Genomic DNA, 25510 nt, shown 5'->3' with positions numbered 1-25510 from the left:
CGCGCCATCAGGGAAACCGATAGCCCGAGGGCGGCGCCCGCTCAGATCCAGCGCGACAGCATCGGCAGCAGGATCGGCACGACGAATGCCGTCAGCACGCCGTTCAGCCCCATCCCGAGCCCCGCGAACGCGCCGGCCTCCTCGCTGACCTGGAACGCGCGCGCGGTGCCGATCCCGTGCGACGCGACGCCGAGCGCGAAACCGCGCACGGCCGGCTCGTCGACCCGCAGCAGATTGAGGATCCCGCGTGCGCAGACCGCACCGAAGATCCCGGTCGAGATCACGAGCACGGCCGTGAGCGACGGAATGCCGCCGATCTCCGCGGCCACCGCCATCGCGATCGGCGTCGTCGCCGATTTCGGCGCGAGCGACGCGATCGTCTGGCTCGACGCCCCCAACAGCGCGGCGATGCCGACCGCCGACACGATCGCCGTCAGCGAGCCCGCGAGCAGGCCGACGAGCAGCGGCAGCGCGGTGCGCCGCAGCTTCGACCACTGGCGGTACAGCGGCAGCGCGAGCGCGACGGTCGCCGGGCCGAGCAGGAAGTGGACGAACTGCGCGCCTTCGAAATACGTCGGATACGGCGTATGCGTGATCGTCAGCAGACCGACGATCAGCGCGACCGCGATCAGCACCGGATTCGCGAGCGGGTTGAAGCGCGCCCGCGCATAGACGGCCTGCGCGAACAGATACGCGACCAGCGTGATGGTCAGGCCGAGCAACGGGCTCGCGGCGAGATAGACCCAGATCGCACCGAGTTTCGGGAAGGCCGTCATTGCACGCCCTCCGCGTTGCCGCCCGCGCGGCGCTGGCGCCGCAGCAGCGCGCGCGTGACGAGCGCCGTCACCGCGATCGCCAGCGTGGTGCTGACCGCCAGCGCGACGACGACCGCGACCGCGTCGCCGCGCACGCGGTCGGCCGACACCATGATGCCGACGCCGGCCGGCACGAACAGCAGCGACAGGTGGCGCAGCAGTTCGAGCGCGGTCGGCTCGATCGCATCGGCGGCCTGCGGGCGCAGCATCACGAAGCCGAACAGCAGCAGCATGCCGATCACGGGGCCCGGCACCGGCAGGCCGAACAGATAGGACACGCCTTCCCCGAGACACTGGAAGATCAGCAAGACCGCGAACGCCTGCAACATGAACCGCTTCTCCCGAACGTGGCCGCGCTGGCGCGCGGCCGATGAGCCGGCGGCTTGCGGCGCCGGCATGAACCTACGCGCGATCGTACCAACAATGCCCGCGGCCGGTCGCGACGGCGCGATCCCCGTTCAGCCGATTCGGTCCGGGTGAACCCGGCACGCGATCGTGGAAAACAGGCTGCCGCAATGGACGAGTCGCCCCACATGCTACCCGGCATGAACCGCACGCCGCTCAGGTACGACGAAGGAGCGACAACGCATCGGTCCGAACGCGCAGCCCCCCAAATTTCACATTGCCGATTTCACGTTGCCAATACGCGGAAACGGCGGGCACGTGCCCGCCGTTTCTGCCGTTCACGTTCGAACGACCACCGATCGCGTTACTTCAACCGCGTCGCGATTTCATTCGCCATCGCCTTCGTCGCGGCCTTCGTCGGCGCATCGTCGGCCAGCGCGTTCAACAGGCCGAAATCATGGATCGTGCCGTCGTAGCGCGTGGTCGTCGCATCGACGCCGGCCGCGTCGAGCTTGCGGCCGTACGCCTCACCCTCGTCACGCAGCACGTCGAACTGCGCGACCTGGATCAGCGCGGGCGGCAGGCCCTTCAACTGCGCGACGCTCGCGCGCAGCGGCGACGCGTAGATCTCGTTGCGTTGCGCTTCGTTCTTCGTATAGGCGTCCCAGAACCACTTCATCATCGGCCGCGTCAGGAAGTGACCCTGCTGGTAGGCGTTGTACGAACCCGTGTTGAAGTTGTGGTCCGTGACCGGCCACATCAGGCCCTGGAAGCGGATCGCGGGGCCGCCCTTGTCCTTCGCCATCAGCGCGACCACGGCCGCCATGTTCCCGCCGACGCTGTTGCCGACCACCGCGAGGCGGCTGCCGTCGACGCCGATCTCGGCGCCATGCGCGGCCACCCACTTCGTTGCCGCATACGCCTGGTTGATCGCGACCGGGTAATGCGCTTCCGGCGACGGCGTGTAGTTCACGAACACCGCGACGGCGCCCGACTGTACGACGAGATCGCGCACGAGACGCTCGTGCGTCGGGAAGTCGCCGAGCACCCAGCCGCCGCCGTGGATGAACACGAATACCGGCAGCGTACCCGTCGCGCCTTGCGGGCGGACGACCGTGACCGGCACCGACAGCCCGTCCTGGTCGATCGTGCGGTTCGACACGTCGATGCCGGACAGATCGACCTTCGCGCCGTTCTGCGCGTCGACCAGCACCTGGCGTGCCTTCGCGGGGCTCAGCGTTTCGAGGCCCGGGCCCTTCTGGCCGTTCAGCACGGCGAGGAACGCGCTCGTCTTCGTATCGGGACGGACGGCGTCGCCACTCGCCGCGAATGCGGCGGGAGCGGTGGACAGCGCGGCGGCAACGGCGGCGGCGATCAGCAGCGGCTTGACGATCTTCATGATGGTGTTCCTTGGCTTCAACAGGTCAATGACGATGGATGGTTCGTAATGCGATCGATCAGGCAAGCGTGAGCGTGACGTCGATGTTGCCGCGCGTCGCATTCGAGTACGGGCACACGAGGTGTGCGCGGTCGATCAGCGTTTGCGCAACGTCGCGATCGAGGCCCGGCAGCGAGATCTTCAGTTCGACTTCGATGCCGAAGCCGTTCGGGATCGCGCCGATGCCGACGCTGCCTTCGATGGACGCGTCCGCGGGCATCGCGATCTTGTCGCGGGCCGCGACGAACTTCATCGCACCGATGAAGCACGCGCTGTAGCCGGCGGCGAACAGTTGCTCGGGGTTCGCGCCTGCACCGCCCGCGCCGCCGAGCTCGCGCGGCGTGGTCAGCTTCAGGTCGAGGCCGCTTTCGGGCACCGTCGCACGGCCGTCACGGCCGCCGGTGGCTTTTGCATGGGCGCGGTACAACACTTTTTCGATCGACATGACAGACTCCTTTTCAGCAAATGAATGAAACAGCCTTCGAACCGGGGACCGCGTGCCGGCAGCCTCGCCGCCCGCATCACGTTTGTTTATCTACCAATAGATAGATAAACATTCCCAAAAAATGCAGAGGGTCGCCCCATCTGCGCCACTCATCTATCTATCAAAAGATAGATAACAAGATCCAATAAAAAGGCGGCGAACCGCCTCGCTGCTTGCGCCGCCCGTCAGGACCGCGCTTTCCAGACGGCCTCGACATCCTCGAGACGCGCCCGTGTGTGAAACAACCGGCTGGCCAGCACGCTGCCCTGGAACGCCGCGTACAACGTGCGCGCCGCCGTGTCGGGCTCGCCGCTGAACTGCAGCGTGCCTTCCTGCGCGCCCTGCGCCAGCAGTTCCGCCAGCCAGCTTTCGTTGGCCTTGAAGAACGCCTGCACGGCCTGCCGCACGTTCTCCGGCAACGTCTCGATGTCGGACGCGAGCATCCCGCACAGGCAGATCAGGTTGCCGTCACCCAACGTGCGGCCGAACATCTTCGTGTACAGGCTCAGCTTCACGTCGGCCGGCAACGCCGGATCGATCGCCCGCATGGCCGCGAGAACTTCGTCGCTGTATACCGCCACCGCTTCCAGCACGAGGTCGTCCTTCGACGGGAAGTAGTAGTGGATGCTCGACGTCTTCACGCCCACCAGGTCGGACAGGTCTCGGTAGCTGAAGCCGTTGTAACCGCGCTGCATCATCAGCGTGATCGCGTGGTCGAGAATCTGTTCGCGGACGGTCGGTTTCGTTTCCATGGACCAAACTTTATCTACTCATAGATAGACAGTCAAGGACTTTTTTTGGGGCGCGATGATGTGGCGTACGAGCCGTCGCTCGGCTGTCCGGCCGCCACTCTGCATGTCGCTTGACGAGTCTGCCGGCATCGCGACCCGGCCACGGCCGAACGTCGCACTCGAATCCGCGCCCAGGTGAACGAGGCGCGGATGACCGGCGCTTGTGTCGCGCCCGATCAGAAGCGATAGCCGAGCGACACAAAGGTCATGATCGGATTGATCTTCAGCCGTGTCGTGCTGGTTACGGTCCCGACCGGCGCACGCGTCGTGAGTGTCGCCTTCGTGGACAACCACGCGTACGCAAACGAAGCGCCAATGGACCAGTGAGTGTCCATATTGTAGGTGAGGCCTGCGTTGAGAATCGGGGCAAAGGACTTGCTCAGCGAGACCGATGTGGGCCCTTCAAGGCGCGCGCCAACGGAAGGCGAATAGAGGAACTTGCCGGACGCAACCGGATTGCTGAGGTCAATGCTATTGAACCAAACATACGAGATTCCAGCCCCCACATACGGCCGCAAACGTGCCGACGGCGCGCCGAAATGGTACTGCGCGATGATCGCGGGGCTCCAGGCTCGCGCCGTGCCCAACTCCCCCAGCCCCGCAAGCGTCCCCGTGCCGGTGAGATGGAGTTTCGGTGGAACACCCGCGATCGTCTCCACGGCAATATGGTCGGTCACGAAGTAGGTCGCCGTGAACGCAACCGTATCGGCATCCGGGATGGTCGCTCCGCTTCCGGCCACCGTGGTCGATCGGCCGAGGGCGTTGACCGTCAGCGGTTCGCTGGAATCCTGAGGCGCCATGTGCAGCCACCCGGCGTTGATCATCAGTTGTCCTGCAGATTGTGCGTAAACGGACGAAACGGCGGATACCGACAAGAGAATTGCCGCGCTCGTGTGCTTCATATGGCCTCCAGAGGTTGTTATAAAAGTATTGCTTGTGGTGCAGGATTCGTCATTCGTGAACGGGTGGGTAACCCGCCCGTTCACGAATATTCCGTCGCGAGACAGATCGGAATATCGGTCAACGATTTCTGAGCTTGCTGATCACGCGAACGCTTGCCACGGCAGCAGCCCGCTTCAGGGACGTCAACGGATCGGCACGATTCAGGGGCGCTTCCATGGGTAAGCCCCCCAGGCGGGGAAACAGCCGCAGAGCATTGCCCGACTCGATCCCCGCGCGCGCATTGGCATCCCAGATCTTCGAATGCTCCAGCGTGTCGCATTGCATGGCTGTCACCGGGGCAGGCGCGAACGGGAAATCACTACCGAACAGCACCTGCGACGGATCGACCAGTTCGCGCAGCGCCGCCTGTGGAAAGTCAGCCGGAGAAAGCGCAGTGTCGAAGTGGAATCTCCGGATGTACGTCAGCATGCCTGCCGGCATGCTGGATACGAACTCGGGGAAAAGATTGGCAAGTGACAGGCGCCACGCGACATAGGGAACGAAGCCGCCCGCATGCGCCAGGATCCAGCGGATATTGTGGTAGCGCTCCATCGTGCCGGTCAGGACGAGGTTCAGCGCGGCACGCGTCGTATCGCACAGGAACTCGATCAGAAAGCCCGGCGCGATCAACCCGAGTTCTTCGCTTGACCGGTGCAGGTTCGGATGCACGAACACAACCGCCTGGCGCCTGTCCAGCTCGGCCATCAGCTCGTCGAATTCCGGCGAGCCGAGAAAGCGCCCCTCGGTACTCCCCAACAGCACGATACCGTCCGCGCCAAGCACATCCAGTGCATGGATCGCTTCCTTGCACGCGTGATCGGTAAACGGCATGGGCAAGACCGCAAACGATCCGAAACGATCGGGGTGTCGCTGACGCAGTTCGGCGGCGTACTCGTTGCATCCTCGTGCAAGCGCACACGCCTCATCGAGATTGCCGAAATACACGCCCGGCGCCGAGATCGACAGCAACGCGACGCGAATGGCATTCGCATCCATCACCGCCAGCGATTCTGCCTCGGTCCAGGCGGGGAGATCGGCGCCCGCAACCTTTGTCAGGCCGTGCCTGGACATGGCAGTGCGATATACGGGTGGAACAAAGTGATGATGAACGTCGATACGGCTCACCCTACTCTCCAATATGAATTGAAAACAATATCTAGTACGAACCAAATGGAATGATCCCGTTCGCTTCGTCAAGCCGAATGAATGCTGGGCTCCTAGATCGCGGCGGCTGACGCGCCGCGCGTCGCTCCTGGCACGCTCAGAAGATCCAGCGCGACGTCGACGATCATGTCCTCCTGTCCGCCAACCATGCCGCGCCGGCCCAGCTCCACCAGAATGTCCAGGGACTTGAGCCCGTACTTCGCGGCGGCCCGCTCCGCGTGATGCAGGAAGCTCGAATACACGCCGGCGTAACCCAACGCGAGTGTCTCGCGGTCGACCCGCACCGGGCGATCCTGGAGCGGGCGCACAATGTCGTCGGCGGCATCCATCAGGCGGTAGAGATCGGTACCGTGCCGCCAGCCGAGGCGATCGGCTGCCGCGACGAACACCTCGAGCGGTGCGTTGCCGGCGCCTGCGCCCATGCCGGCAAGACTGGCGTCGATCCGGTCGCAGCCCTCTTCAACCGCGACGATCGAATTCGCCACACCCAGGCTCAAGTTGTGATGCGCATGGATGCCCGTCTGTGTTTCGGGCTTCAGCGTGTCCTTGAACGCCCGCATCCGGTCGCGGATGTCGTTCATGTTCATCGCGCCGCCCGAATCCACCACGTAGCAGCAAGTGGCGCCGTAGCCCTCCATCAACCTGGCCTGCTCTGCCAATCCTCGCGGCGTCTGCATGTGGCTCATCATCAGGAAGCCCACTGCGTCCATCCCGAGTTCCCGCGCGTACTCGATGTGCTGGCGGGCAATATCGGCTTCGCTGCAGTGGGTCGCGACACGTACGATCCGTGCACCGGCGTCGTAGGCGGCCCTCAGGTCATGGATGGTGCCAATCCCCGGCAGCAGCAGCGTCGCGACCTTCGCATGCGTGACGACACTCGCCACGGCCTCGATCCACTCGACGTCCGTATGTGCGCCGAATCCGTAGTTGAAGCTGCTGCCTTGCAATCCGTCGCCATGCGCGACTTCGATCGAATCGACCCCGGCGGCATCGAGTGCGGCGGCGATCTCGCTCACTTGCGCGAGGCTGTACTGATGACGGATGGCATGACTGCCGTCGCGCAACGTCACGTCGGAGAGATAGAGCTTCTTGTCCATCGGGCAGGCACTCACTGTTGATGGGCCGCGAGACGGGCCGCGAGCCGTTCTGCCGCGGCCTTGGCTGCACTCGTCATGATGTCGAGGTTGCCGGCATAAGACGGCAGGTAGTGCGCGGCGCCTTCGACTTCGAGCAGGATCGAGGTCTTGAGGCCGATCATCCGCTCGCCGACGCCCGGGATCCGGATTGGCCGCCCAGCCTCGATACGATCGAACTGAACCCGTTGTTTCAGTCGATACCCGGGCACGTACGTCCGGACGGCGTCCACCATCCCGGCGACCGATGCCTCGATCTCGCGTTCATCGGCGAAGTCGCTCAGCGTGTACACCGTATCGCGCATCATCAGCGGCGGCTCGGCGGGATTGAGCACAATGATCGCCTTCCCCTTCACGGCACCGCCGACTGCTTCGATCGCCCGTGATGTCGTCTCGGTGAACTCGTCGATGCTGGCGCGCGTGCCGGGCCCGGCACTCCTGCTTGCGATGGACGCGACGATCTCGCCGTAGTGCACTTTCGCGACCCGCGATACCGCCGCGATCATCGGAATCGTGGCCTGGCCGCCACACGTCACCATGTTGATATTCAACGCGTCGAGATGATCCTCGCCGTTCACGACCGGAATGCAATACGGTCCGATCGCGGCCGGCGTCAGGTCCACGACGCGCATGCCCGGCTTGACGGTGCGCAGGAACGCATCGTTCCGCGTATGCGCCGCGGCCGACGTCGCATCGAACACGATGTCGATCTCGTCGAACACCGGCATGCGGGCCAGGCCCTCGACACCTTCATGCGTCGTCGCCACACCCAGGCGCGCCGCGCGCTGCAACCCGTCCGACGCCGCGTCGATCCCCACCATCGCGCCCATCTCGAGATGCTCGCCGTGGCGCAGAATCTTGATCATCAGGTCGGTACCGATATTCCCGCTGCCGATGATGGCGACTTTCCGTTTCGTGCTCATCGGTCTCGCCCTCATCCGATACGGCAGCTGACGCTGCCGAGCGCACCGATCTGCGCATGAATCGTGTCGCCAGCGCCGACCGGCATCATCGGACCCAGCGCTCCCGACAGGATCACGTCGCCCTCACGCAACATCTGCCCGCGCCGCGCCATCGTGCGGGCCAGCCAGTACACGGCCCGCAGCGGATGGCCGAGACATGCGGCACCCGTTCCGGTCGACACGGTCGTTCCGTCGCGCGTCATCGACATACCCAGTTCCCCGATGGAAATTCCACCGAGCGACACCGGTTGATTGCCGAGCACATAGAGTCCGCAGGATGCGTTGTCGGCCACCGTATCCTCGAGCGCGATGCGCCAGTCCGAGATCGCGCTGTCGACGATCTCGAGTGCCGGCAGCGCATAGTCGAGCGCCGACAGTACCTGTCCATAGCTCGGCGCTTCATGGGCCATGTCGCATCCAACGACGAACGCCACTTCCGCCTCGATCTTCGGCTGCATCAGGCGGCTCAGCGGCACCTCGTCGCCATCGTGATATTCCATGTCGTCGAACAGCACGCCGAAATCGGGCTGGTCGACGCGCAACTGCTGCTGAACCGCAACCGACGTCAGGCCGATCTTCTTGCCGACGATGCGTCGGCCGTCGGCGATCCGGGCAGCGGTGTTGAGTGCCGACACGGCATACGCCGCGTCGAGACCGGCAATGCCGAACCGCGTGGCGATCGGGTCGATCGGCGTACGTGAGTCACGTGCATCACGTAATGCTTTTGCAGCCGCCTGAACGGCTGCCGGGTCGAATGAATGAGACATGGCGGAAGAATGTGAAATCGTGGATCAGGCCGCTTGCGCGACAGCCGGTGCGGTCTTTGACAGGCGGGCGAGTCCGTCGCCTGAGCGGGCCCCGAATCCGAGCCGCTCCCGCAGTTGGCGAATGGTCCTGTCGAGCTCGCCGACGGGAACGACGGCGAAGGCGAAGCGGTCGGGTCTCAGTACCGCAACGGCCTGCGTCTTGAACCCCGCCTTGTTGAACCATGCGATCATCTCGCCACCGATATCCTCGACTTCGGCGACCTCGATCACGTTGTCCCGATTGACGCCTTCGAGCCCTTGCGGGCGGCCGCCATACGCGTACATCGTCACGCTGCGTACCGACAGTGCGCCGAGCGTTGCCCGCGACACCTCATCCATGCAGCGAGAAGGATCGACGTTCAATCCGATCAGCGAAAAGCCGTGGCCGAGCAGGTCGTCGAGTTTTTTCCGGTCACCGTTGAAAAGACGCACCTCAGGTTGCGGAGTCAACGCGCCCTCCGGGCCGCGCCGGCGACGGCGCGGCAAACCCAGGTAGGCGTTCTTGCGATAGACGGGCATCGGCTTGAAGCCGCCCCCCTCGAGCCAGCGCCTGAGCGGCGGGATGGCCCGGATGATGCCGAGGGACATGTCCCGCACCAGCGTGGCGGACAGGCTGCGTGCCGACACGACGTTCTTGAGCAGGACGGACGTGTCGATCATCGCCTTCGCGTGCGCATGCCGTTCCGACTGGTACGTGTCCAGCAGCGTGTCGGCCGCGAGGCCGCGCAACACGAGATCGAGCTTCCAGCCGAGGTTGTACGCGTCGCGCACGCCGGAACTCGCACCCTGCCCCATGAACTGCGGCGTCATGTGAGCGGCGTCGCCGCCGAGCAGCACGCGTCCGACCCGCCACTTCGACGCAATCAGCGCGTTGAACGTATAGACGAGCTTGCGCTTGATCACGAACTGATCGGGGTCGACGAACCGCGACAGATACTGCCGGACCGTCTCCGGCCGCTCCATGTTTTCCTTCGTTTCGCCCGGCATCAACATGAATTCGAAGCGATGGAATTGTGCGGGCTGAACGCAGCTCACGACCGGCAGCTTCGGGTCGACGACGAAATTGAAGTACGGCAGATGACGCAACGCGTCGGTCCCGGGCTTGCGTTCGAGGTCCACGACGAGCCACGGCTCGGGAAAGCTCTTGCCGGACATCTCGATCCCGAGCTTCGTGCGCACGATGCTCCGGCCACCGTCGGCGCCGATCAGATAGCGCGCCCGCAGGGTTCTGATATCGGGATCGCCTTCCACGCGCTCGCGCGCATCGTGACTGTCGCTGAACCGCGCTTCGCGCGTCGCCTGATGCGTGACGTTCACGCCGTCCGCGTCCTGGGCGAAGTCGACGACTTCGCGGCCCCGTCGCACGTCGACGTCGGGATAGCGCGCGAGCGTCTCGGCCAGCGTCGTTTCCAGGTACGGCTGGTAGAAGAAGTTGATCACCGGCCAGCCGAACGGACGCTTGCGCGGCATATATTGGGTGATCGGCGTGCCGTCGCGCCGCACGAGCTGGACGGGCGTCTCCATCATCATCCGCGACTGGACCTCGTCGGCCACGTCGAGATGCTGGAAAATCCGCATGCACTCGTCGTCGGTGTAGACCGCTCGCGCGTTACCGTAGAACACGGGTTCGCGCTCCAGCACGACGACCTGGTGGCCAGCCTGGCCGAGCATGTGCGCGAGAATGAGGCCGGTCGGCCCCAATCCGACGATCGCGACATCGCACGCATCATTCGGATGTGCTCCGTTCATGACCGCTCTCCTTGTACAGAAAATTCCGGACGCGTCAGCGATGCAAGCGCGTGACGCACGCGCGCCAACCGCACGCCAAGGCTCAGGTTTTCGGGACGATGGCCCCATAGACTGATGCCTTGATAAAGCGCCGGATGCCATGTTTGTTCGTCGACCACGATCGGGTTCCAGCCGAGCTCGATCTCGAAGCCCGATGGCGTCTGAACGTAGAACGAGAGTTCACGATCATTGGGATGCTGGCCGATTGCATTCGCGATCGGATAGCCCATCGCACGACACCTGAGATAGGCTTGCGTCACGTCGTCGAGGGATGCGCATTGAAGATTCATGTGGTGAATCTGCGTGCGCAGCGGATTCAGGCGGATCCCGCGTGTCGACGCGGTCGCGAACGAATGATGTCGCTCGTTGAACCGGAGGAACGCGAAGTCGAGATTCAGACCTTGCATCCTGTCTTCGATTTCGTCGGACAGGCGCGCATCGAACACGTCTTTCCAAAACTGCTGCATCACTTCCGGTTGTCGGGTCGTGACGGCGACATGCCCCATCCCCGACGCGCCTGTCACGAAGCCGGTCGCACTCATGCGCAGCGGAAGCTCGCTGATGACCGGTTCCGTGAACAATTCCGTGCGCAGTTTCTTCGGCCCGGCGAAGAACCAGAATCGCTTCACGCCGCGCATGGCCGCTTCTTCCTTGCTTCCTTCCTCTATACGCACCCCGCGTGCGGAAATTCGTGCGACGGCAAGCTCAAGCGCCTCGCGGTCGTCGAGCTGCCATCCGATTGCAATGACGTCTTCGGCCGTGCCATCGCGAATGATCAAACGCCGCTCGTGCGAGTCGATGCGGCATGCGACCAGATGTGGATCGGGGGTATCGACGTGAAGCCCCAGGCCTTCCGACGCGAATTTCGTCCATTCGCGCAGCCGGGCCGATTCGGCCAGCAGGTAGCCCATCCGCACACGGCCAAACAAGCTGCTGGTGGATAACCGCGCGCTAGCGATTGTCGGCATGACATCCCCCTCGATCAACGGGCAGCGACGACGCGTGCTGCCGCATCGCCCTGCGCAAGGAAGGCCAGCACGGCGGCGTTGAATTCGTTCGACCGCTCCCACTGCACCCAGTGTCCGGTATTGCTGAACAGGTAGACATCGCAGTTCTGCATGCGCTTCTGGAGTGCGTACGCGCCGCTGGCCCGATTGACCTTGTCATCCACGCCCCACAACACCAGCGTCGGATTGCGCACGGATGCCAGTCGCGCATCCCGCGTGAAGTCGAGATGGCTGAACTTCGGGATGCCCTTGGGGCCCAGCAAAGGCGGGCTCGCGACGACGGCCGGGTCGGTGCTGGCCCGAAAGCGTTCCTCGATCATCGATTGCGGCACGAGGCTGCCGTCGAACACGAGATCGCCGCGAATGAACGTGGTGAGCTTCTCGAGACTCGGGCCATTGCCCTTGTAGTAGTTCAGCAAGCGCTTGAGGCCGGGCGTGGGCACCTGACGCGTCGTATTGACGCCGCCGGGGCCCATCAACACGAGCCGGCCCACCGCTTGAGGACTCTCCAGCGCCATGCGAAGGGCACAGGCGCCGCCGAGTGAATTCCCGATTGCGTGCGCACTCGGGATTCCGAGCGCGTCCAGCATGCCGAGCATGCCTTCCGCGAGATCTCCGAACGGATCGTTGCGGTCGACGCCTTTCGTGGACTGGCCGAACCCGGGCATGTCGGGCACCAGCACCCGGAAATGGCGCGCGAGCGCGTCGATGTTCCGCGCGTAGTTCGACAGGCCCGATGCGCCCGGCCCACCGCCATGCAGCATCAGTACGGCAGGCCCTTCGCCTGCTTCCGATAGAAAAACTTGCCGCGTGCCGACCCTGACGGTGCGTTGGCGCATTGCGTGTGTGATGGAGGGGGTGTCCATGGCGTCGACTGCTCCTGATTTCGCGAGGTGTGATTCATTGTAATGAGATTGATGTCATTATGACAATACTCTCGTTTTTACCTAGCGCGCGGTCGGGCGCCCGTCGGCCGCACCGTATAATCGGCACATGAGTGAATCCACGACCATTGATCATCGGACCCGTGTTGCCGCGCAGCGCCGCGAACGGATGCGCGCGCGGCTGATCGAAAGCGCGATGCTCGTTTTTGCCGAGAAAGGGATTGGCGCCAGTGTCATCCAGGACGTCATTGCAGCAGCCGATGTGTCGCAAGGCACCTTCTACAACTACTTCCGCACCAATGAGGAACTGCTCGAGGCGGTGACGCAGGAGCTCAACGACGAGTTGCTCCGCCTGATCGAAACGGTCGTGGGCGCGTACGAAGATCCGGCGCGAAGAATTGCGTGCGGCGTCCGGATGTTCCTGTATGCCGCACGTGCCTATCCGTTGCTTGCGCGCTTCATTTCAGCGGCTGGCGTCCATGCCGTCGGCCCGAGCAGCCTGATCTACGTGTACCTGCCGGTCCACATCCAGCAAGGGCTGGCGACCGGCCGGTTTCAGGGCGTGACGGTTGATCTGGCGCTCGACATGATTGCCGGAACTGCCCTCACTACGATTCATCGACTCACCGAACAAGCTAAGGTGGCCGAATCGCCCGAACAGATCGTTGCCGCGATTCTGCGCGGCCTGGGCGTCGATGGAGACGAAGCGCAGCGACTCGTGCTCGACGAACTGACGCTGGTCATGCCGCCTGAAACGTCCCTGCTGGAACGAGGGCGTGTGCGTGCGGCGAAGCAACCCGACGCCTGCTCATGATCGATCGCCTCGCGGCACGCCATCACGCGGAGCAGCCGATCGAGGCGACACCGGCCGGCGAGCATGAACACGTTGCCCGAATTCGACGCGATCGTTTCGAGCAGGCGGATTGTTCGTATTAAACAGCGCCACCCACCGTGCCATCCATACGCCACCATTCGCGGACGCCCATTGCTTCGCGCATCAGTGGCCTTCCCCGCTCGTCCGGACGGATCCACCCGCCCGTAGTACGTAGCTCAAATCGAACCAAGAGCGGTTGGACCTGACGCAAACGACGACAGGCCCACTCGGTTGACCTGCGGCAAGCAGATCGAGCACGGCCCGCGTCACACGTGTTGCGTCAGTCGGTCGATACAAGCGTCGCCCGTTGCGTTATCGCCTCGATCACCGTGGCGAGCGTTCGTCCGAATTCGGTCATTGCGTATTCGCCCCGGGATGAAACTTCGGCGAAGACCATGCGGTTCCCGGAATCGGGCATGACTTCACCGCTCCCATGCCGCCATCAAGTCGATTTCCCCGCCTCGGTACCCCCATCGCCCCCCTCCGTCGCTTTCACCGAACGACACCGAAAGCGGTTTGTCGGTGCACTCCTCGCACACGCCGGAGAAATATTTGATGCGCCTGCTGGCGTCCTTAGACTGATGTGGAGGATTCACGGAGCGCGCGAAGACCTCGCGTCGCGCCACACGAACAGGAGATGCGAAATGCTCACGAAAATCGATACACACCATCACATCGTCCCGCCATCCTATGCAGCATGGCTGGAAAGTCGCGGCATCACGGCGGGGGGTCTTCCGATCCCGCACTGGAGCGAAGAAGGGGCGCTCGCTCTGATGGAAGCGGAGGGCACGGCAACGGGCATTTTCTCCGTATCGACGCCGGGGGTTCATCTGGGCGATGACATCGAGGCGCGCGAGAAAGCACGGGAGGTCAACGAATTCACTGCCGCCGTCGTCTCGCGACACCCCGGCCGCTTCGGGTTCTTCGCGACGCTGACGCTACCGGATGTCGAAGGCGCGATCGCGGAGGCGACCTATGCCATGGATACGCTCCGTGCGGACGGCGTGGTGCTGATCAGTAGCGTACGAGGCACGTACCTGGGTGACGAATCCTGGGCACCGCTGTTCGACGAGTTGAACCGCCGTCAGGCCGTCGTGTTCATTCACCCGGGCGATCTGCCCTGCGAGCCGGTGCCCGGGATCCCCCCGTATGCGGCAGACTTTCTGCTCGACACGACGCGCGCGGCGATCAACATTGCGAAAGCCGGCTGGCTCGAGCGCTTTCCTGACGTGAAATTCATCCTGTCGCACGCAGGCGGGTTTGTCCCCTACGCAGCACAGCGCATTGCGCGTGTCGTGTCGCCCGACAACAGCACCGAGGACGGCCTGGCGCGACTCAGGCGCTTTTACTTCGACACGGCGCTCTCGAGCAGCCCCTACGCGTTGCCGGCGTTGCTGGCGTTCGCCGATCCGTCCCGGATCACGTTCGGGAGCGATTGGCCGTATGCCAACAAGGACCGGTCGGTCGATTTCACCCGGATGCTCGAAACGTTTCCGCTGACGGACGCGCAGCGACACGCGATTTATCGCGGTAACGCGGAACGTCTGTTCCCGCGACTGGTGGCGGGGTAAGAAAAAGCAGGGGGCACCGGATGCCGGTGCCCCCCTGCTTTCTCGTGCGCGTCCACTTTGAGTCAGCAGCGGGTTCTTCTCCGCTGCCGTTCCTGCCATTCAGGTGTCGGCGCTCACGAACCTGCCCTTCGGTTGACCTGATCGCAACGTGCGATATTTGCCGAGCGAGACGAGCAGCGCGCTGGCGATGACCAGCACGATCGGCGCGAGCCGGAGCGGTAACGCATAGCTGCGATACAGGTCGAAGTAGCGGCCAGCCGCGAGGGGGCCCACGACTGCGCCGACACCGTAGCCCGCGAACGCGATGCCATAGTGGAGGCCAAAACGTTTCAGCCCCAGATAGGCCCGGACCAGATAGGACAGCAGGTCCCCCTCTGCTCCTATCGCGAGGCCGATGCAGGCGCACGCGAGCAGCACGGATGGCAGGGACGACGCGTTCATGAGCAGCAGGTACCCCAGCGCGCCGGCGAGCAGGAAGCCTGCGCCGACCAGCGGCGCATGAAGGTAATCGATCAGGACACCGGAAATCAGGCGCCCGATGAGTATTCCGACGCCGATCAGCGACGCGCAGTTCGCCGCAGCCACGGGTGACAAGCCGCGATCCGCCAACAGCACCGGCAAATGCGGATTGAGCGAGAGCGTCGCACTCGACGCGAGAAAAGCGACCACGACGATCGTGCCAAGCTTGACCGCCGAGAAGGTCTGCTCTGCGCCGGTGATGTCGCCAAAGCGATCGTCCCTTGGTGGCCGCGGCGCCACCTTTCGTTCCCTGATCAGCGCATAGGCAACGAGCGAGCCCGCGAGCGACACGCACGCGCTGATCTGGTACGCGTGGCGCCAGTGGAATGCGGCGATGAGGTGCTGGGTGACCGTGGGCGCGGCTGCCGTGCCCACACCGAGTCCGACCATGGCGCACCCCGTCGCGAGCCCGAGGCGCCGGTCGAACCACTGCGGAAGGATCGCAAGGTAGCCGAGTACCGACGTGGCGGCACCCGACACACCGATCACCAGCGATAGCGCAATCCAGGCGCCAATGGCGCCGCTCTGCAGCCCCATGCATGCCACCGCAAGACAGAACGCGATTGCCGAGACGAGAATCACGCGGCGCACGCCGAAACGATCCATCAGCATGCCGATGAACGGGCTCGCCGCGGCGAGCCCGCCCATTGACGCCGCGTAGGACATGGCCGCCTGTTCCCGCGTCCAATGGAATTCACGCAGCACGACGGGCGCAAATACGCCGGCAGTCGCATTGAATACCGGGGCATAACCCAAAGCCATGCCGATTGCGGCCCCGGCAACGATGGTGGCGAGTTGCAGCTTGCTGGGTCCACCGGCACCTCCGCCCTCTCCGGGTGCTGCGCTCATGTCCGACTCCTTGTGACGCTCGATGGGGTTGCCGGCGCGCGGCCATTTGGCCGGATACGCCGGATAACAGGCAAATACGAAGGCAAGCAGGCGGCGTTCGATTGTGCAAACGATGGCGGCAACACTGTGATCAACCGCCAGTAACAAGACTTGACGTATGCTCATGCGCACCGGACTGGACATCCGTGCCCTACCGGTTCTGTTGGGCGCAAGCCGTCAGAGACCGAACGGAACATACGCATTCCGCGACTCGAGCAACTCGATGAACCCGTCTTCCCCGAACGTGCCGAGCCCACTGCCCCGCTTGCAGGAAAGAGGCGTGGCACCCGCGACAACCGCGAGTGCCTGCCGCTTAATTTTGCAGAAAGTCGAGCACCATGCGATTGAATGCGTCCGCATGCTCCCACTGCGCCCAGTGCCCGCATCGCCCGAATACATGCAGGTGAGCATTCGGCATGCCCCACACGAGCCGCAGGCCCACATCCATCGGCACGAAACGATCGTCGCGCCCCCAGATCACGAGCGCCGGCGACTTGATCTCGTTCAACCGGTGACCATAGTCCGGGAACTGCTTCGGATTGGCCGCCAGGCTTTTCACGAAGTTCTCGAGATGGTCCCGCCGCGCAAGCATGTTCTCGAGCCGCGTCTGCATCAGCTCTTCCGTCATCGTGCTCGCATCGTAGACGAAGACGTTGAGCATCTTCTGCAGGTTCTCGAGCGTTGGCTCGCGATACAGCCCCTGCAGCAGCTTGATGCCTTCGGTCGGCATCGGCACGAACTGGCTCGGCCCGCCCGTGCCGCCGCCCATCAGCACCAGCTTGCCGACGCGCTCCGGAAACGACAGCGCGAATGCCACCGCGCTATGCCCGCCCATCGAATTGCCGACGAGATGTGCGCGTTCGATGCCGAGCGTATCCAGTACGCCCTTCAGCACGCGCGCGTTGAGGTCGGAGCGCGAGCCGGTACAGACGATCGAATCGCTCTTGCCCCAGCCGGGGCAGTCGACGAGGATCACGCGGTAGCCCGCGTCAGCGAACGCGTCCACGTTGCGATAGAAGTTGGCCCAGCCGCTCGCGCCCGGGCCGGAACCGTGCAGCAGCACCAGCGTTTCCGACCCTGCGCCGGTGTCGTTGTAGTGCACCCGCAGTTCCGTGCCGCCTTCCATCACGTTCACGAACTTGCTGGTTGCGGCTTCTGTATGAATCACGTTGTCAGTCATGTCGATGTCCTTCGTCAGATCGATTCGGTTCCAAGTGAGTGCGAGCCGTTGGCCGGCTCGCGCGGAGATTTCGCGACCACGGCGAGCGCGCCGAGCGCCGCGATCACGATGAGCGGAATGCTCGAGATCACGAGCATCGACGCGCTCTGGCCCAACGCAAGCATTTGCCCGGCGATCAGCGGGCCGACCATCGAACCCACACGGCCGACGGCCACCGCCGCGCCGACGCCCGTGCCGCGCATGCGCGTCGGATACGTTGCACCGGCGAGCGCATACAGCACCGATTGCGCGCCGACGAGAAACAACCCCGCCAGCAGGCCGCCCCATGCCATCGACACGCTGCCCGTCGCGCTGGCGAGCGCCAGCAACGCAGCGGCGATGCCCGCATACATGCCGACCACGACCGGCCGCTTGCCAATGCGATCCATCAGCCCTGCGATCACGATCGCGCCGACGCCGCCGCCGATGTTGAACATCATCTGCACGATGCTGGCCTGTACCGGCGTGAGGCCGCGCGAGAGCACCATCGACGGCAACCAGTTCATCAGGAAATACAGCACGATCAGCGTTCCCAGGTAGCTGATCCACAGCGCGATGGTCGTCACCGCACGTCCGTCGCTGAACAGCGCGCGCACGATGCCGTCCTTCGACTCCCGGGCCGCACCCAGGCTCGCCGCGACGAAGTGCGTCGACTCCTTCAGGAACAGCGCCAGCAGCGGCAAGGTCAGCAGCGGCCCGATCCCGCCGACATAGAAGATGTGCCGCCAGCCCTCGGCGCCCGGGCTGACGATGCCGATCACGGCCGCGAGCGCCGCACCGAACGGCATGCCGCAATACATCGCGCCGACCGCCGTGCTGCGGTGTCCGGGCGCTGCCGCTTCCGCGCACAGCGCGATCAGGTTCGGCATCGCCGCGCCGAGACCGAGGCCCGTGAGAAAGCGCGCGACGAGCAGGCTCTGCAGGCCCCACACCTGGGTTGTTGCAGTCGAAAATAGCCCGAACAGCGCGACCGACATCATCAGCACGCGCTTGCGGCCGATGCGGTCCGCGAGCCTGCCGCCGATCGCCGCGCCCGGCAACAGGCCGAGCGCGCCGATGCCGAATGCCCAGCCGAGCTGCGCGACCGCGAGATGAAACTCGCGTGCCATGCGCGGCGCGGCAATGCCGGTGGATTGCAGGTCGAGCCCTTCGAGGAGCGCAACTGCGAGGCACAGGCCGATGGTGATGGCACCGCCTGCGCGCGGAGGGGAAGCCGTTGACGTTTTCATTGATGTCTCCAGGTTGAACGATGCAGCGCTCTTCATGGCGCGTGGCATGACTGATGGTTCAGGCGCGTGCTTCGCGCTTCTTCAGATCGAGCGCGACGTCGACGATCATGTCTTCCTGACCGCCCACCATGCGTCGCTTGCCCAGCTCGACGAGAATGTCGACGGCTTTCAGGCCGTACTTGTTCGCCGCGATTTCGGCATGCCGCAGGAAGCTCGAATACACGCCCGCATAGCCGAGCGCGAGCGTTTCGCGGTCCACGCGCACCGGCCGGTCCTGCAACGGGCGCACGATATCGTCGGCCGCATCGAGCAGGCGATGGAGATCGGTGCCGTGATGCCAGCCAAGACGCTCGGCCGCCGCGATGAACACTTCGAGCGGGGCATTGCCCGCGCCCGCCCCCATGCCCGCCAGACTCGCATCGATGCGGTCGCATCCCGCCTCGACCGCAACGATCGAGTTGGCTACGCCCAAGCTCAGGTTGTGATGGGCGTGCATGCCGGTTTGAGTCTCGGGGCGCAGCACCGCCTTGAGCGCCCGGAAGCGCGCACGGATGTCGTTCATGTTCATCGCGCCGCCGGAATCGACCACGTACACGCAGGTCGCGCCGTAGCTTTCCATCTTCTTCGCTTCGATCGCGAGGTTGTCGGGCGTGGTCATGTGGCTCATCATCAGAAAGCCGACAGTGTCCATGCCGAGGCTGCGCGCATACTCGATGTGCTGCTTCGAAATGTCCGCTTCCGTGCAATGGGTCGCGACACGGACGACACGCGCCCCCGCGTCGTACGCGGCCTTCAGATCATGAATCGTGCCGATGCCGGGCAACAGCAGCGTCGCGATTGTTGCGTGCTTCACCACGTCGGCGACCGCCTCGATCCATTCCAGGTCGCTGTGCGCGCCGAAGCCGTAGTTGAAGCTCGAACCCTGCAGGCCATCGCCATGCGCGACCTCGATACTGTCGACCTTCGCCTCGTCCAGCGCACGGGCGATGTCCTGCACGTTCTGAATCGAATACTGATGACGGATCGCGTGCATGCCGTCGCGCAGCGTCACGTCGGAGATATAGAGTTTCTTGTCCATGATCGGGTGCTCCTTGCGTCAGGCGTTCACGAACGACGCGGCCATGCGCTCGGCCGTTGCCAGCGCGGCGGACGTCATGATGTCGAGATTGCCCGCGTAGGCCGGCAAGTAATGTGCCGCGCCTTCCACTTCGATGAAGATCGAGGTCTTGAGTCCGCTGAAATGGCCGAGTCCGGGGATATGCAATGGCGCAGCGGCGTGGATGTCGTCGAACTGCACGGATTGCTTCAAGCGATAGCCGGGCACATAGGCCTGGACCGCAGCGGCCATCTGGCTGACCGACGTTTCGATCAGCGAACGGTCTGCCGCTTCGGACAGCACATAGACCGTGTCGCGCATCATGAGCGGCGGCTCGGCCGGATTGAGCACGATGATTGCCTTGCCCTTGCCGGCGCCGCCGACCGCTTCAATCGCCTTCGACGTCGTCTCCGTGAATTCGTCGATGTTGGCGCGCGTGCCGGGCCCCGCCGACTTGCTGCTGATCGATGCGACGATCTCCGCGTAATGCACCTTTGCGACCCGCGACACGGCGGCGACCATCGGGATCGTCGCCTGTCCGCCGCACGTGACCATGTTCACGTTCGGCGCATCGAGATGCGCGTCGAGGTTCACCACCGGCACGCAGTACGGGCCGATGGCAGCGGGCGTCAGGTCGATCATGCGGATGCCGGGCTTGAGCGTGCGCAGGAACGCGTCGTTCTTCACATGCGCGCCGGCGGACGTCGCGTCGAACACGAAGTCGATTTCGTCGAACACGGGCAGGCGCGCGAGCCCTTCCACGCCTTCATGCGTGGTCGCCACGCCGAGCCTCACGGCCCGCGCGAGGCCGTCCGAGGCCGGGTCGATGCCAACCATCGCCGCGACCTCGAGATGCTTGCTCCGACGCATGATCTTGATCATCAGGTCGGTGCCGATGTTGCCGGATCCGATGATCGCGACTTTGCACCGGGTGTTGTCTGTTGCCATGGAAATGTCTCCGTCCGTCATTCGCTGAAACTGGCGCGCACACTGCCGAGCCCTTCGATGTGCGCCGTATAGATGCCGGCCGCCTTCACCGCGACCATCGGGCCAAGCGCGCCCGTCAGCACGATGTCGCCCGCGCGCAGCGGCGTGCCGAGTCGAACCATCCGGTCCGCGAGCCACGCCGCCGCATTCAGCGGATTGCCGAGGCACGCGCCGCCATTGCCGCGTGACAGGACTTCGCCGTCCTGCGTGAGCGTCATCGCGCACGCGGCCAGGTCGATATCGCGCAGCAGGACCGGGCGGCTGCCGAGCACGAACAGCGCGCTCGACGCGTTGTCCGCAACGGTGTCGAAAAACCGGATGTCCCAATCGCGGATGCGACTGTCGACGACCTCGATCGCGGCCACCGCATACGCGATCGCGGAGATCAGATCCGCGAACGTGTGTTTCTCGGCGGTCAGGTCGCGTTCGAGCACCAGCGCGATCTCCGCTTCGACCTTCGGCTGGATCAACGACGCGAGCGGCATCGGCTGGCTGTCGCCGTAAGCCATCGACGCAAACAACGCGCCGAAGTCCGGCTGATCGACGCCAAGTTGCTTCTGCACCGCGGGCGAGGTCAGGCCGATCTTCCTGCCGACGACCCGCTCGCCGTTCGTCATGCGCAAGTCGTTGTTGATCTGCTGGATCGCGTAGGCGAGCGTCGCGTCGCCTTCGGGACACGTCTCGCGCAATGGCGCGATCGTCCGGCGCGAGGCCTGCGCTTCACGCAGGCGCGCGGCCATCGAAACAATGCTGCTGTCATCCGACATGGTTTTATCTCCTGGAAAGGGCCCGTTCTCGCGCGTGCATCGCGCCGAAGCCCGCGATCCATTCCGGAATCGCGCGGTAGTAATCGATCGATGCCGCGTAAGGGCCGCTCGCTGCGAGCGCACCGAATGCGGCGATCCACGTGCGGATCTCGTGCGCGGACTTGCCCGCCTCACGCGTGATTGCTTCGTTCGTGAGGCCATCGGCGGCGGTAAGTTCACCGCGCTCGAGCAGTTCGAGGAACATGCGGTCCCATGCTGGATTGAGCGGATGCAGGCGGCTGTCGCCCGCCGCGAATGCCCTGGCCGCCGCGACGGTGCGGGATTGCCGCGCATCGCGCGACGCCGGCGACGGGTCGCGGCCCGCGATCAACCGTTCCGCGACGACATCGTCCGCGCCCGCGATTTCCGGCACCGGCGGCTCATGCGAGATACCGCCCGAGCCGATCAGCAACACGCGCCGGTTCAGGCGCGCGACGGCACGGCCCATCGCATCGCCGAGCAGTCGCGCGCGGCGGCACGACGCCATCGGCGGCGCAACCGAGTTGATGAAGACCGGCACCACCGGATAGCGGTCGATACCGCCGGTGAGTACCTCGAGCGCCTGCGCGCAGCCGTGATCGACCTGCATGCGATACGACACGGCGACGTCGACATCACTTGCGAGCGTGGCATCGGCGAGCGCGAGCGCCACCTCGCGCGCAACGGGCAACGGGCCGGCCGCGCTGCCGAAATCGCCGATGGCCGTCGCCCCCACGCCGATGCAGAACTGCGGCATCACGTCGTAGAAAAATCCGTTGTAGTGATCCGGCGCGAACACAATCACCAGCTCCGGATCGAACGCGTCGACCCGCTCGCGCGCCGCGCGCTGCACCTTTTCGACTTCCGCGACGACGGCCGGCTCGGGATCGAAATAGCCGCGCAGCGGCGTGTGCGACATGCATTCGAGATGGATCGGCATCTCAGGCCCCTACCAGGTCGGCGGCATGCGCGAATGTCGCGTCGTGGGTCGTCGCATCCGTGGTCATCGGAAGCGACAGCTTTTGTGCGAGCTGCGACACACAATCCGACACGCATTGCGGCGAGCACATGCCCGCCACGAAACGGTCCGGCCGCAATAGCACGACCGATTCCGGCACGCGCGCGAACCAGTCGCGCAGGCGCGAATCGACATCGCCGATGGCGATCACGTCGTCGGGCACGTCATCGTGGAAGGCGAGTTGCGGGTCGGGCTTCGCGAGCACGAAGCATCCGCCCAGCGCGCGCCAGATGCGGCGCGCCTCGGGCGTCAGGCCGAAGGTCGGGTCCGTGCCCCAGCCCACGATCGCGAAGCGGTTGCCGATCGCATCGTCGAGCCGGACGATGCTGCCGTCCGCGAGACGCGCGCGCGGCTGGATGAACATGCGGCCGACGGGGGTGCCCGCCTGCGCATCACGGCCATGCACCAGCCGCCCGATCAGGGATTCGCGCTTCTCGCTCATCAGGCCGACCAGCCGCCCGAACGCGCCGTGCCCGCGCTTCGCGATCAGGCGCGCGAGCAGGCCGTCGGACCGCGCGCGTCGCGCCAGCAGCACGACGCCTTCTTCATAGCGTGGCATCGGCTTGAAGCGCATTTCGACGAAGTAGCGCTTCAAGGAAGGCAGCATGTCGAAACAGCGCACAAACGCGTCGCGCACTTTCGATCCGAAGAAGCTCGTCGGCGCGAAGATATCGCCTGCGACTTCCGAGAGGTGGATCATCGAGCGCGCGTGGGCGCGCCGCTCAATCGTGTAGGTATCGAGCAGCGCGTCGTGCGCCGTGCCTTTCACGACCATCGCGAGCTTCCAGCCGAGATTGCTCGCGTCGCGAATGCCGCTGTTGTAACCCTGCCCCTGCCACACCGGCATGATGTGCGCGGCGTCCCCCGCGAGCAGGATGCGCTTCACGCGGAACGTGCGCGCGAGCCGCGCGTTGTGCGTATAGACCCGCTGACGAATGTAGTCGACCTTGTCGGGATCGTCGACGACCCCGCGCACCAACGCCGCCATGTTCTCCGGCTTCGACAGTTCCGCCTCCGTCTCGCCGGGCATCACCATGAATTCGAAGCGCCGGATGCCGTGCGGCAGCGCCGCCGACACGTAGGGACGACGCGCGTCGCAATGCAGATAGATATGCGGAGAGCCGATCGGATCGTTGCGCACGTCGATCACGATCCATTGATTCGGCTTCGTGCGGCCTTCGAACGGCACGTCGAGCGTGCGGCGCACCAGGCTGTTGCCGCCGTCCGCGCCGACCATGTACGCGGCGCGGATCGTCGTCTTCACACCGTGCGCGTCGGTCGCGTCGATCGTCACCCCCTCCTCGTCCTGCGCGAAGCTGTCGACGCCGTGGCCAAGCAGCGTCGACACATGGTCGAAACGCGCGAGACCGCGGTACAGGATCTGATCGGCGAGCGGCTGGATGAACGCATTGCGGCGCGGCCAGCCGAACTCGTCGGTGCGCGGCTCGATCGACGCGAAGCACTTCCCTTTCAGCGTGAAGCGCATCCAGTGATTCGGCGTGGTGTGCGGCAGCAGCGCGTCGACCAGGCCGACCGACTGGAACACCCGCAGTGCTTCGTCGTCGAGGCCGATGGCGCGCGGATAGTCGATGATCTGCGCGAGCTTCTCGATCACGACAACGCGCACGCCCTGCAGACCGAGCATGTTCGCGATCATCAGGCCGACCGGGCCTGCGCCGATGATGGCGACATCGGCGTCGATCGAACGATGTGTCGTTTCGTGAGGATGAGCGCGGCCGTTGCCGGCCGCCGGTTCAAAGGCGGGGCGCATGCTTGTCTCCTGACTGGGCTTGTCCGATGTGCTGAACCGGCGAGGCACCTGGCTCCCGGTCGTTCAGCTTATGAATGCAGTTTATGGACCGCCGAAAACGCCCTCAACAAAATCTCCAGAATGTGCATAGAATGCACATGATTGATTTCAATGGGATTTTCGACGTGACGACCTACACGAACGTGCGTGGACTGGCGCGCGGCCTTCAGGTGTTGCGCGCGCTGAATGCGATGGAAGACGGACGCGCAACGAGTCAACAGATCGCCGATCTGACCGGCCTGCATCGCACCACGGTGCGCCGTCTGCTCGAAACGTTGATGGAGGAAGGGTTCGTGCGCCGCAGCCCATCGGACGACAGCTTCCGGCTGACGCTCGCCGTGCGTGCGTTGAGCGAGGGATTCACCGATACCGAGCGCATCGCGACCGTGGCGCCGCCGATCATGGGGCAGCTACTGCAGCGCGTGGCGTGGCCATCCGATCTGACGACGCCCGATGGCGACGCGATGATCATCCGCGAGACGACGCATCGCTTCAGCCGACTGTCGTTTCATCGCGCGATGGTCGGGCGGCGTTTGCCGATCTTGCTGACGGCGGCGGGCCGCGCCTACTTCGCAATGTGCCCCGACGAGGAGCGCGAGGACATTCTGGAACTGTTGCGCTCCGGCGCGGGCGGCGAGGAGCAACAGGCGTTCGCGCGAAACGATGCGCTCGTGCGCAAGCTGATCCGGCGGGTGCGCGAGGATGGTTTCGGATCGAATCACGGCGACTGGGCCGCGCAGGCGAAAATCGGTGCGGTGGCGGTCGCGATCAACGCGGACGAGCGCGTGATCGCGAGCCTCAATATTGTCTTCCTGTCACGCGCGGTCAGTCTCGCAGACGCCACGCGCCGTTATGTGCCCGAGTTGCAGAAAACGGCGCTGGAAATTGCCGCGGCATTGAAGCAGGAACCCGGGACTCAACCGCATCCATCGGCCTAAACGAATCCACGGCCCCC

The 25510-nt window shown here is 64.7% G+C and carries 24 protein-coding genes; 3 read left to right on the top strand and 21 right to left on the bottom strand.

The window, feature by feature from the left end; genetic code table 11:
• Positions 1–41: 41 nt before the first annotated feature.
• The 13 genes from AC5LXX_RS31160 to AC5LXX_RS31100 form a co-directional block, all read right to left on the bottom strand.
• Positions 42–776, bottom strand: a complete 735-nt coding sequence (locus AC5LXX_RS31160; protein ID WP_124448799.1) for an LrgB family protein — start codon at positions 774–776, stop codon at positions 42–44.
• The gene (locus AC5LXX_RS31155; protein ID WP_124448801.1) at positions 773–1144 is read right to left on the bottom strand and encodes a CidA/LrgA family protein; all 372 of its coding nucleotides are present in this window, start codon (positions 1142–1144) and stop codon (positions 773–775) included. Before AC5LXX_RS31155 ends, AC5LXX_RS31160 begins: the two co-directional genes overlap by 4 nt.
• A gap of 380 nt (positions 1145–1524) precedes the next feature.
• On the bottom strand, positions 1525–2559 hold the full coding sequence (locus tag AC5LXX_RS31150; RefSeq protein ID WP_493413975.1) for an alpha/beta hydrolase: 1035 nt from the start codon (positions 2557–2559) through the stop codon (positions 1525–1527).
• Between the two features lie 58 nt (positions 2560–2617).
• On the bottom strand, positions 2618–3043 hold the full coding sequence (locus AC5LXX_RS31145; protein ID WP_124448805.1) for an organic hydroperoxide resistance protein: 426 nt from the start codon (positions 3041–3043) through the stop codon (positions 2618–2620).
• A 224-nt stretch (positions 3044–3267) separates the two neighbouring features.
• Entirely contained in the window at positions 3268–3834 is a 567-nt protein-coding gene (locus AC5LXX_RS31140; protein WP_493413974.1) for a TetR/AcrR family transcriptional regulator, read from the bottom strand.
• 215 nt (positions 3835–4049) lie between these two features.
• Positions 4050–4775, bottom strand: a complete 726-nt coding sequence (locus AC5LXX_RS31135; RefSeq protein WP_493413973.1) for an OmpW/AlkL family protein — start codon at positions 4773–4775, stop codon at positions 4050–4052.
• Positions 4776–4893: 118 nt separating this feature from the next.
• Positions 4894–5940: an amidohydrolase family protein gene (locus AC5LXX_RS31130; RefSeq protein ID WP_493413972.1), complete on the bottom strand. Its 1047-nt coding sequence runs from the start codon at positions 5938–5940 to the stop codon at positions 4894–4896.
• Positions 5941–6032: 92 nt separating this feature from the next.
• A complete protein-coding gene (gene dmpG, locus AC5LXX_RS31125) occupies positions 6033–7076 on the bottom strand; it encodes a 4-hydroxy-2-oxovalerate aldolase (RefSeq protein WP_493413971.1) in 1044 nt (347 codons plus the stop codon).
• 11 nt (positions 7077–7087) lie between these two features.
• A complete protein-coding gene (locus tag AC5LXX_RS31120; protein WP_493413970.1) occupies positions 7088–8035 on the bottom strand; it encodes an acetaldehyde dehydrogenase (acetylating) in 948 nt (315 codons plus the stop codon).
• A gap of 11 nt (positions 8036–8046) precedes the next feature.
• Entirely contained in the window at positions 8047–8841 is a 795-nt protein-coding gene (locus AC5LXX_RS31115; RefSeq protein WP_493413969.1) for a 2-keto-4-pentenoate hydratase, read from the bottom strand.
• A 24-nt stretch (positions 8842–8865) separates the two neighbouring features.
• Positions 8866–10629, bottom strand: a complete 1764-nt coding sequence (locus AC5LXX_RS31110; protein WP_493413968.1) for a bifunctional 3-(3-hydroxy-phenyl)propionate/3-hydroxycinnamic acid hydroxylase — start codon at positions 10627–10629, stop codon at positions 8866–8868.
• On the bottom strand, positions 10626–11579 hold the full coding sequence (locus tag AC5LXX_RS31105) for a VOC family protein (protein WP_493413967.1): 954 nt from the start codon (positions 11577–11579) through the stop codon (positions 10626–10628). Before AC5LXX_RS31105 ends, AC5LXX_RS31110 begins: the two co-directional genes overlap by 4 nt.
• A gap of 71 nt (positions 11580–11650) precedes the next feature.
• Entirely contained in the window at positions 11651–12541 is an 891-nt protein-coding gene (locus AC5LXX_RS31100) for an alpha/beta fold hydrolase (RefSeq protein WP_493413966.1), read from the bottom strand.
• Positions 12542–12668: 127 nt separating this feature from the next.
• Here AC5LXX_RS31100 and AC5LXX_RS31095 point away from each other — a divergent pair, with 127 nt between their 5' ends.
• Together AC5LXX_RS31095 and AC5LXX_RS31090 are read left to right on the top strand one after the other, a co-directional pair.
• Positions 12669–13373: a TetR/AcrR family transcriptional regulator gene (locus AC5LXX_RS31095; protein ID WP_493413965.1), complete on the top strand. Its 705-nt coding sequence runs from the start codon at positions 12669–12671 to the stop codon at positions 13371–13373.
• Between the two features lie 704 nt (positions 13374–14077).
• Positions 14078–15004, top strand: a complete 927-nt coding sequence (locus tag AC5LXX_RS31090) for an amidohydrolase family protein (protein ID WP_493413964.1) — start codon at positions 14078–14080, stop codon at positions 15002–15004.
• Between the two features lie 99 nt (positions 15005–15103).
• Here the strand turns inward: AC5LXX_RS31090 and AC5LXX_RS31085 are convergent, their stop codons facing one another.
• From AC5LXX_RS31085 to AC5LXX_RS31050, 8 genes are all read right to left on the bottom strand, one after another.
• Positions 15104–16537 (bottom strand): MFS transporter, encoded by a 1434-nt coding sequence (locus AC5LXX_RS31085; protein ID WP_493413963.1) that lies wholly within the window; start codon positions 16535–16537, stop codon positions 15104–15106.
• A gap of 187 nt (positions 16538–16724) precedes the next feature.
• Positions 16725–17591, bottom strand: coding sequence for an alpha/beta fold hydrolase (locus AC5LXX_RS31080; protein WP_493413962.1), 867 nt, complete (start codon positions 17589–17591; stop codon positions 16725–16727).
• 14 nt (positions 17592–17605) lie between these two features.
• Positions 17606–18859 carry a 3-(3-hydroxy-phenyl)propionate transporter MhpT gene (mhpT, locus tag AC5LXX_RS31075; RefSeq protein ID WP_493413961.1) on the bottom strand — a complete coding sequence of 418 codons (1254 nt, stop codon included), beginning with the start codon at positions 18857–18859 and terminating at the stop codon, positions 17606–17608.
• 58 nt (positions 18860–18917) lie between these two features.
• On the bottom strand, positions 18918–19940 hold the full coding sequence (gene dmpG, locus AC5LXX_RS31070; protein WP_493414316.1) for a 4-hydroxy-2-oxovalerate aldolase: 1023 nt from the start codon (positions 19938–19940) through the stop codon (positions 18918–18920).
• 15 nt (positions 19941–19955) lie between these two features.
• Entirely contained in the window at positions 19956–20903 is a 948-nt protein-coding gene (locus AC5LXX_RS31065; protein ID WP_493413960.1) for an acetaldehyde dehydrogenase (acetylating), read from the bottom strand.
• A 17-nt stretch (positions 20904–20920) separates the two neighbouring features.
• On the bottom strand, positions 20921–21709 hold the full coding sequence (gene mhpD / locus AC5LXX_RS31060) for a 2-keto-4-pentenoate hydratase (RefSeq protein ID WP_493413959.1): 789 nt from the start codon (positions 21707–21709) through the stop codon (positions 20921–20923).
• A 4-nt stretch (positions 21710–21713) separates the two neighbouring features.
• On the bottom strand, positions 21714–22667 hold the full coding sequence (locus AC5LXX_RS31055; RefSeq protein WP_493413958.1) for a 3-carboxyethylcatechol 2,3-dioxygenase: 954 nt from the start codon (positions 22665–22667) through the stop codon (positions 21714–21716).
• A gap of 1 nt (position 22668) precedes the next feature.
• A complete protein-coding gene (locus AC5LXX_RS31050) occupies positions 22669–24516 on the bottom strand; it encodes a bifunctional 3-(3-hydroxy-phenyl)propionate/3-hydroxycinnamic acid hydroxylase (RefSeq protein WP_493413957.1) in 1848 nt (615 codons plus the stop codon).
• A gap of 164 nt (positions 24517–24680) precedes the next feature.
• Between AC5LXX_RS31050 and AC5LXX_RS31045 the strand changes: the two genes are divergently transcribed.
• Entirely contained in the window at positions 24681–25493 is an 813-nt protein-coding gene (locus tag AC5LXX_RS31045) for a DNA-binding transcriptional regulator (protein ID WP_493414315.1), read from the top strand.
• The last annotated feature ends 17 nt before the right edge of the window (positions 25494–25510 follow it).

It is taken from the genome of Burkholderia torrens (genome assembly GCF_984668525.1).
The sequence above is the reverse complement of the archived record's forward strand: the minus strand, read 5'-3'. Positions and strand labels throughout refer to the sequence as shown.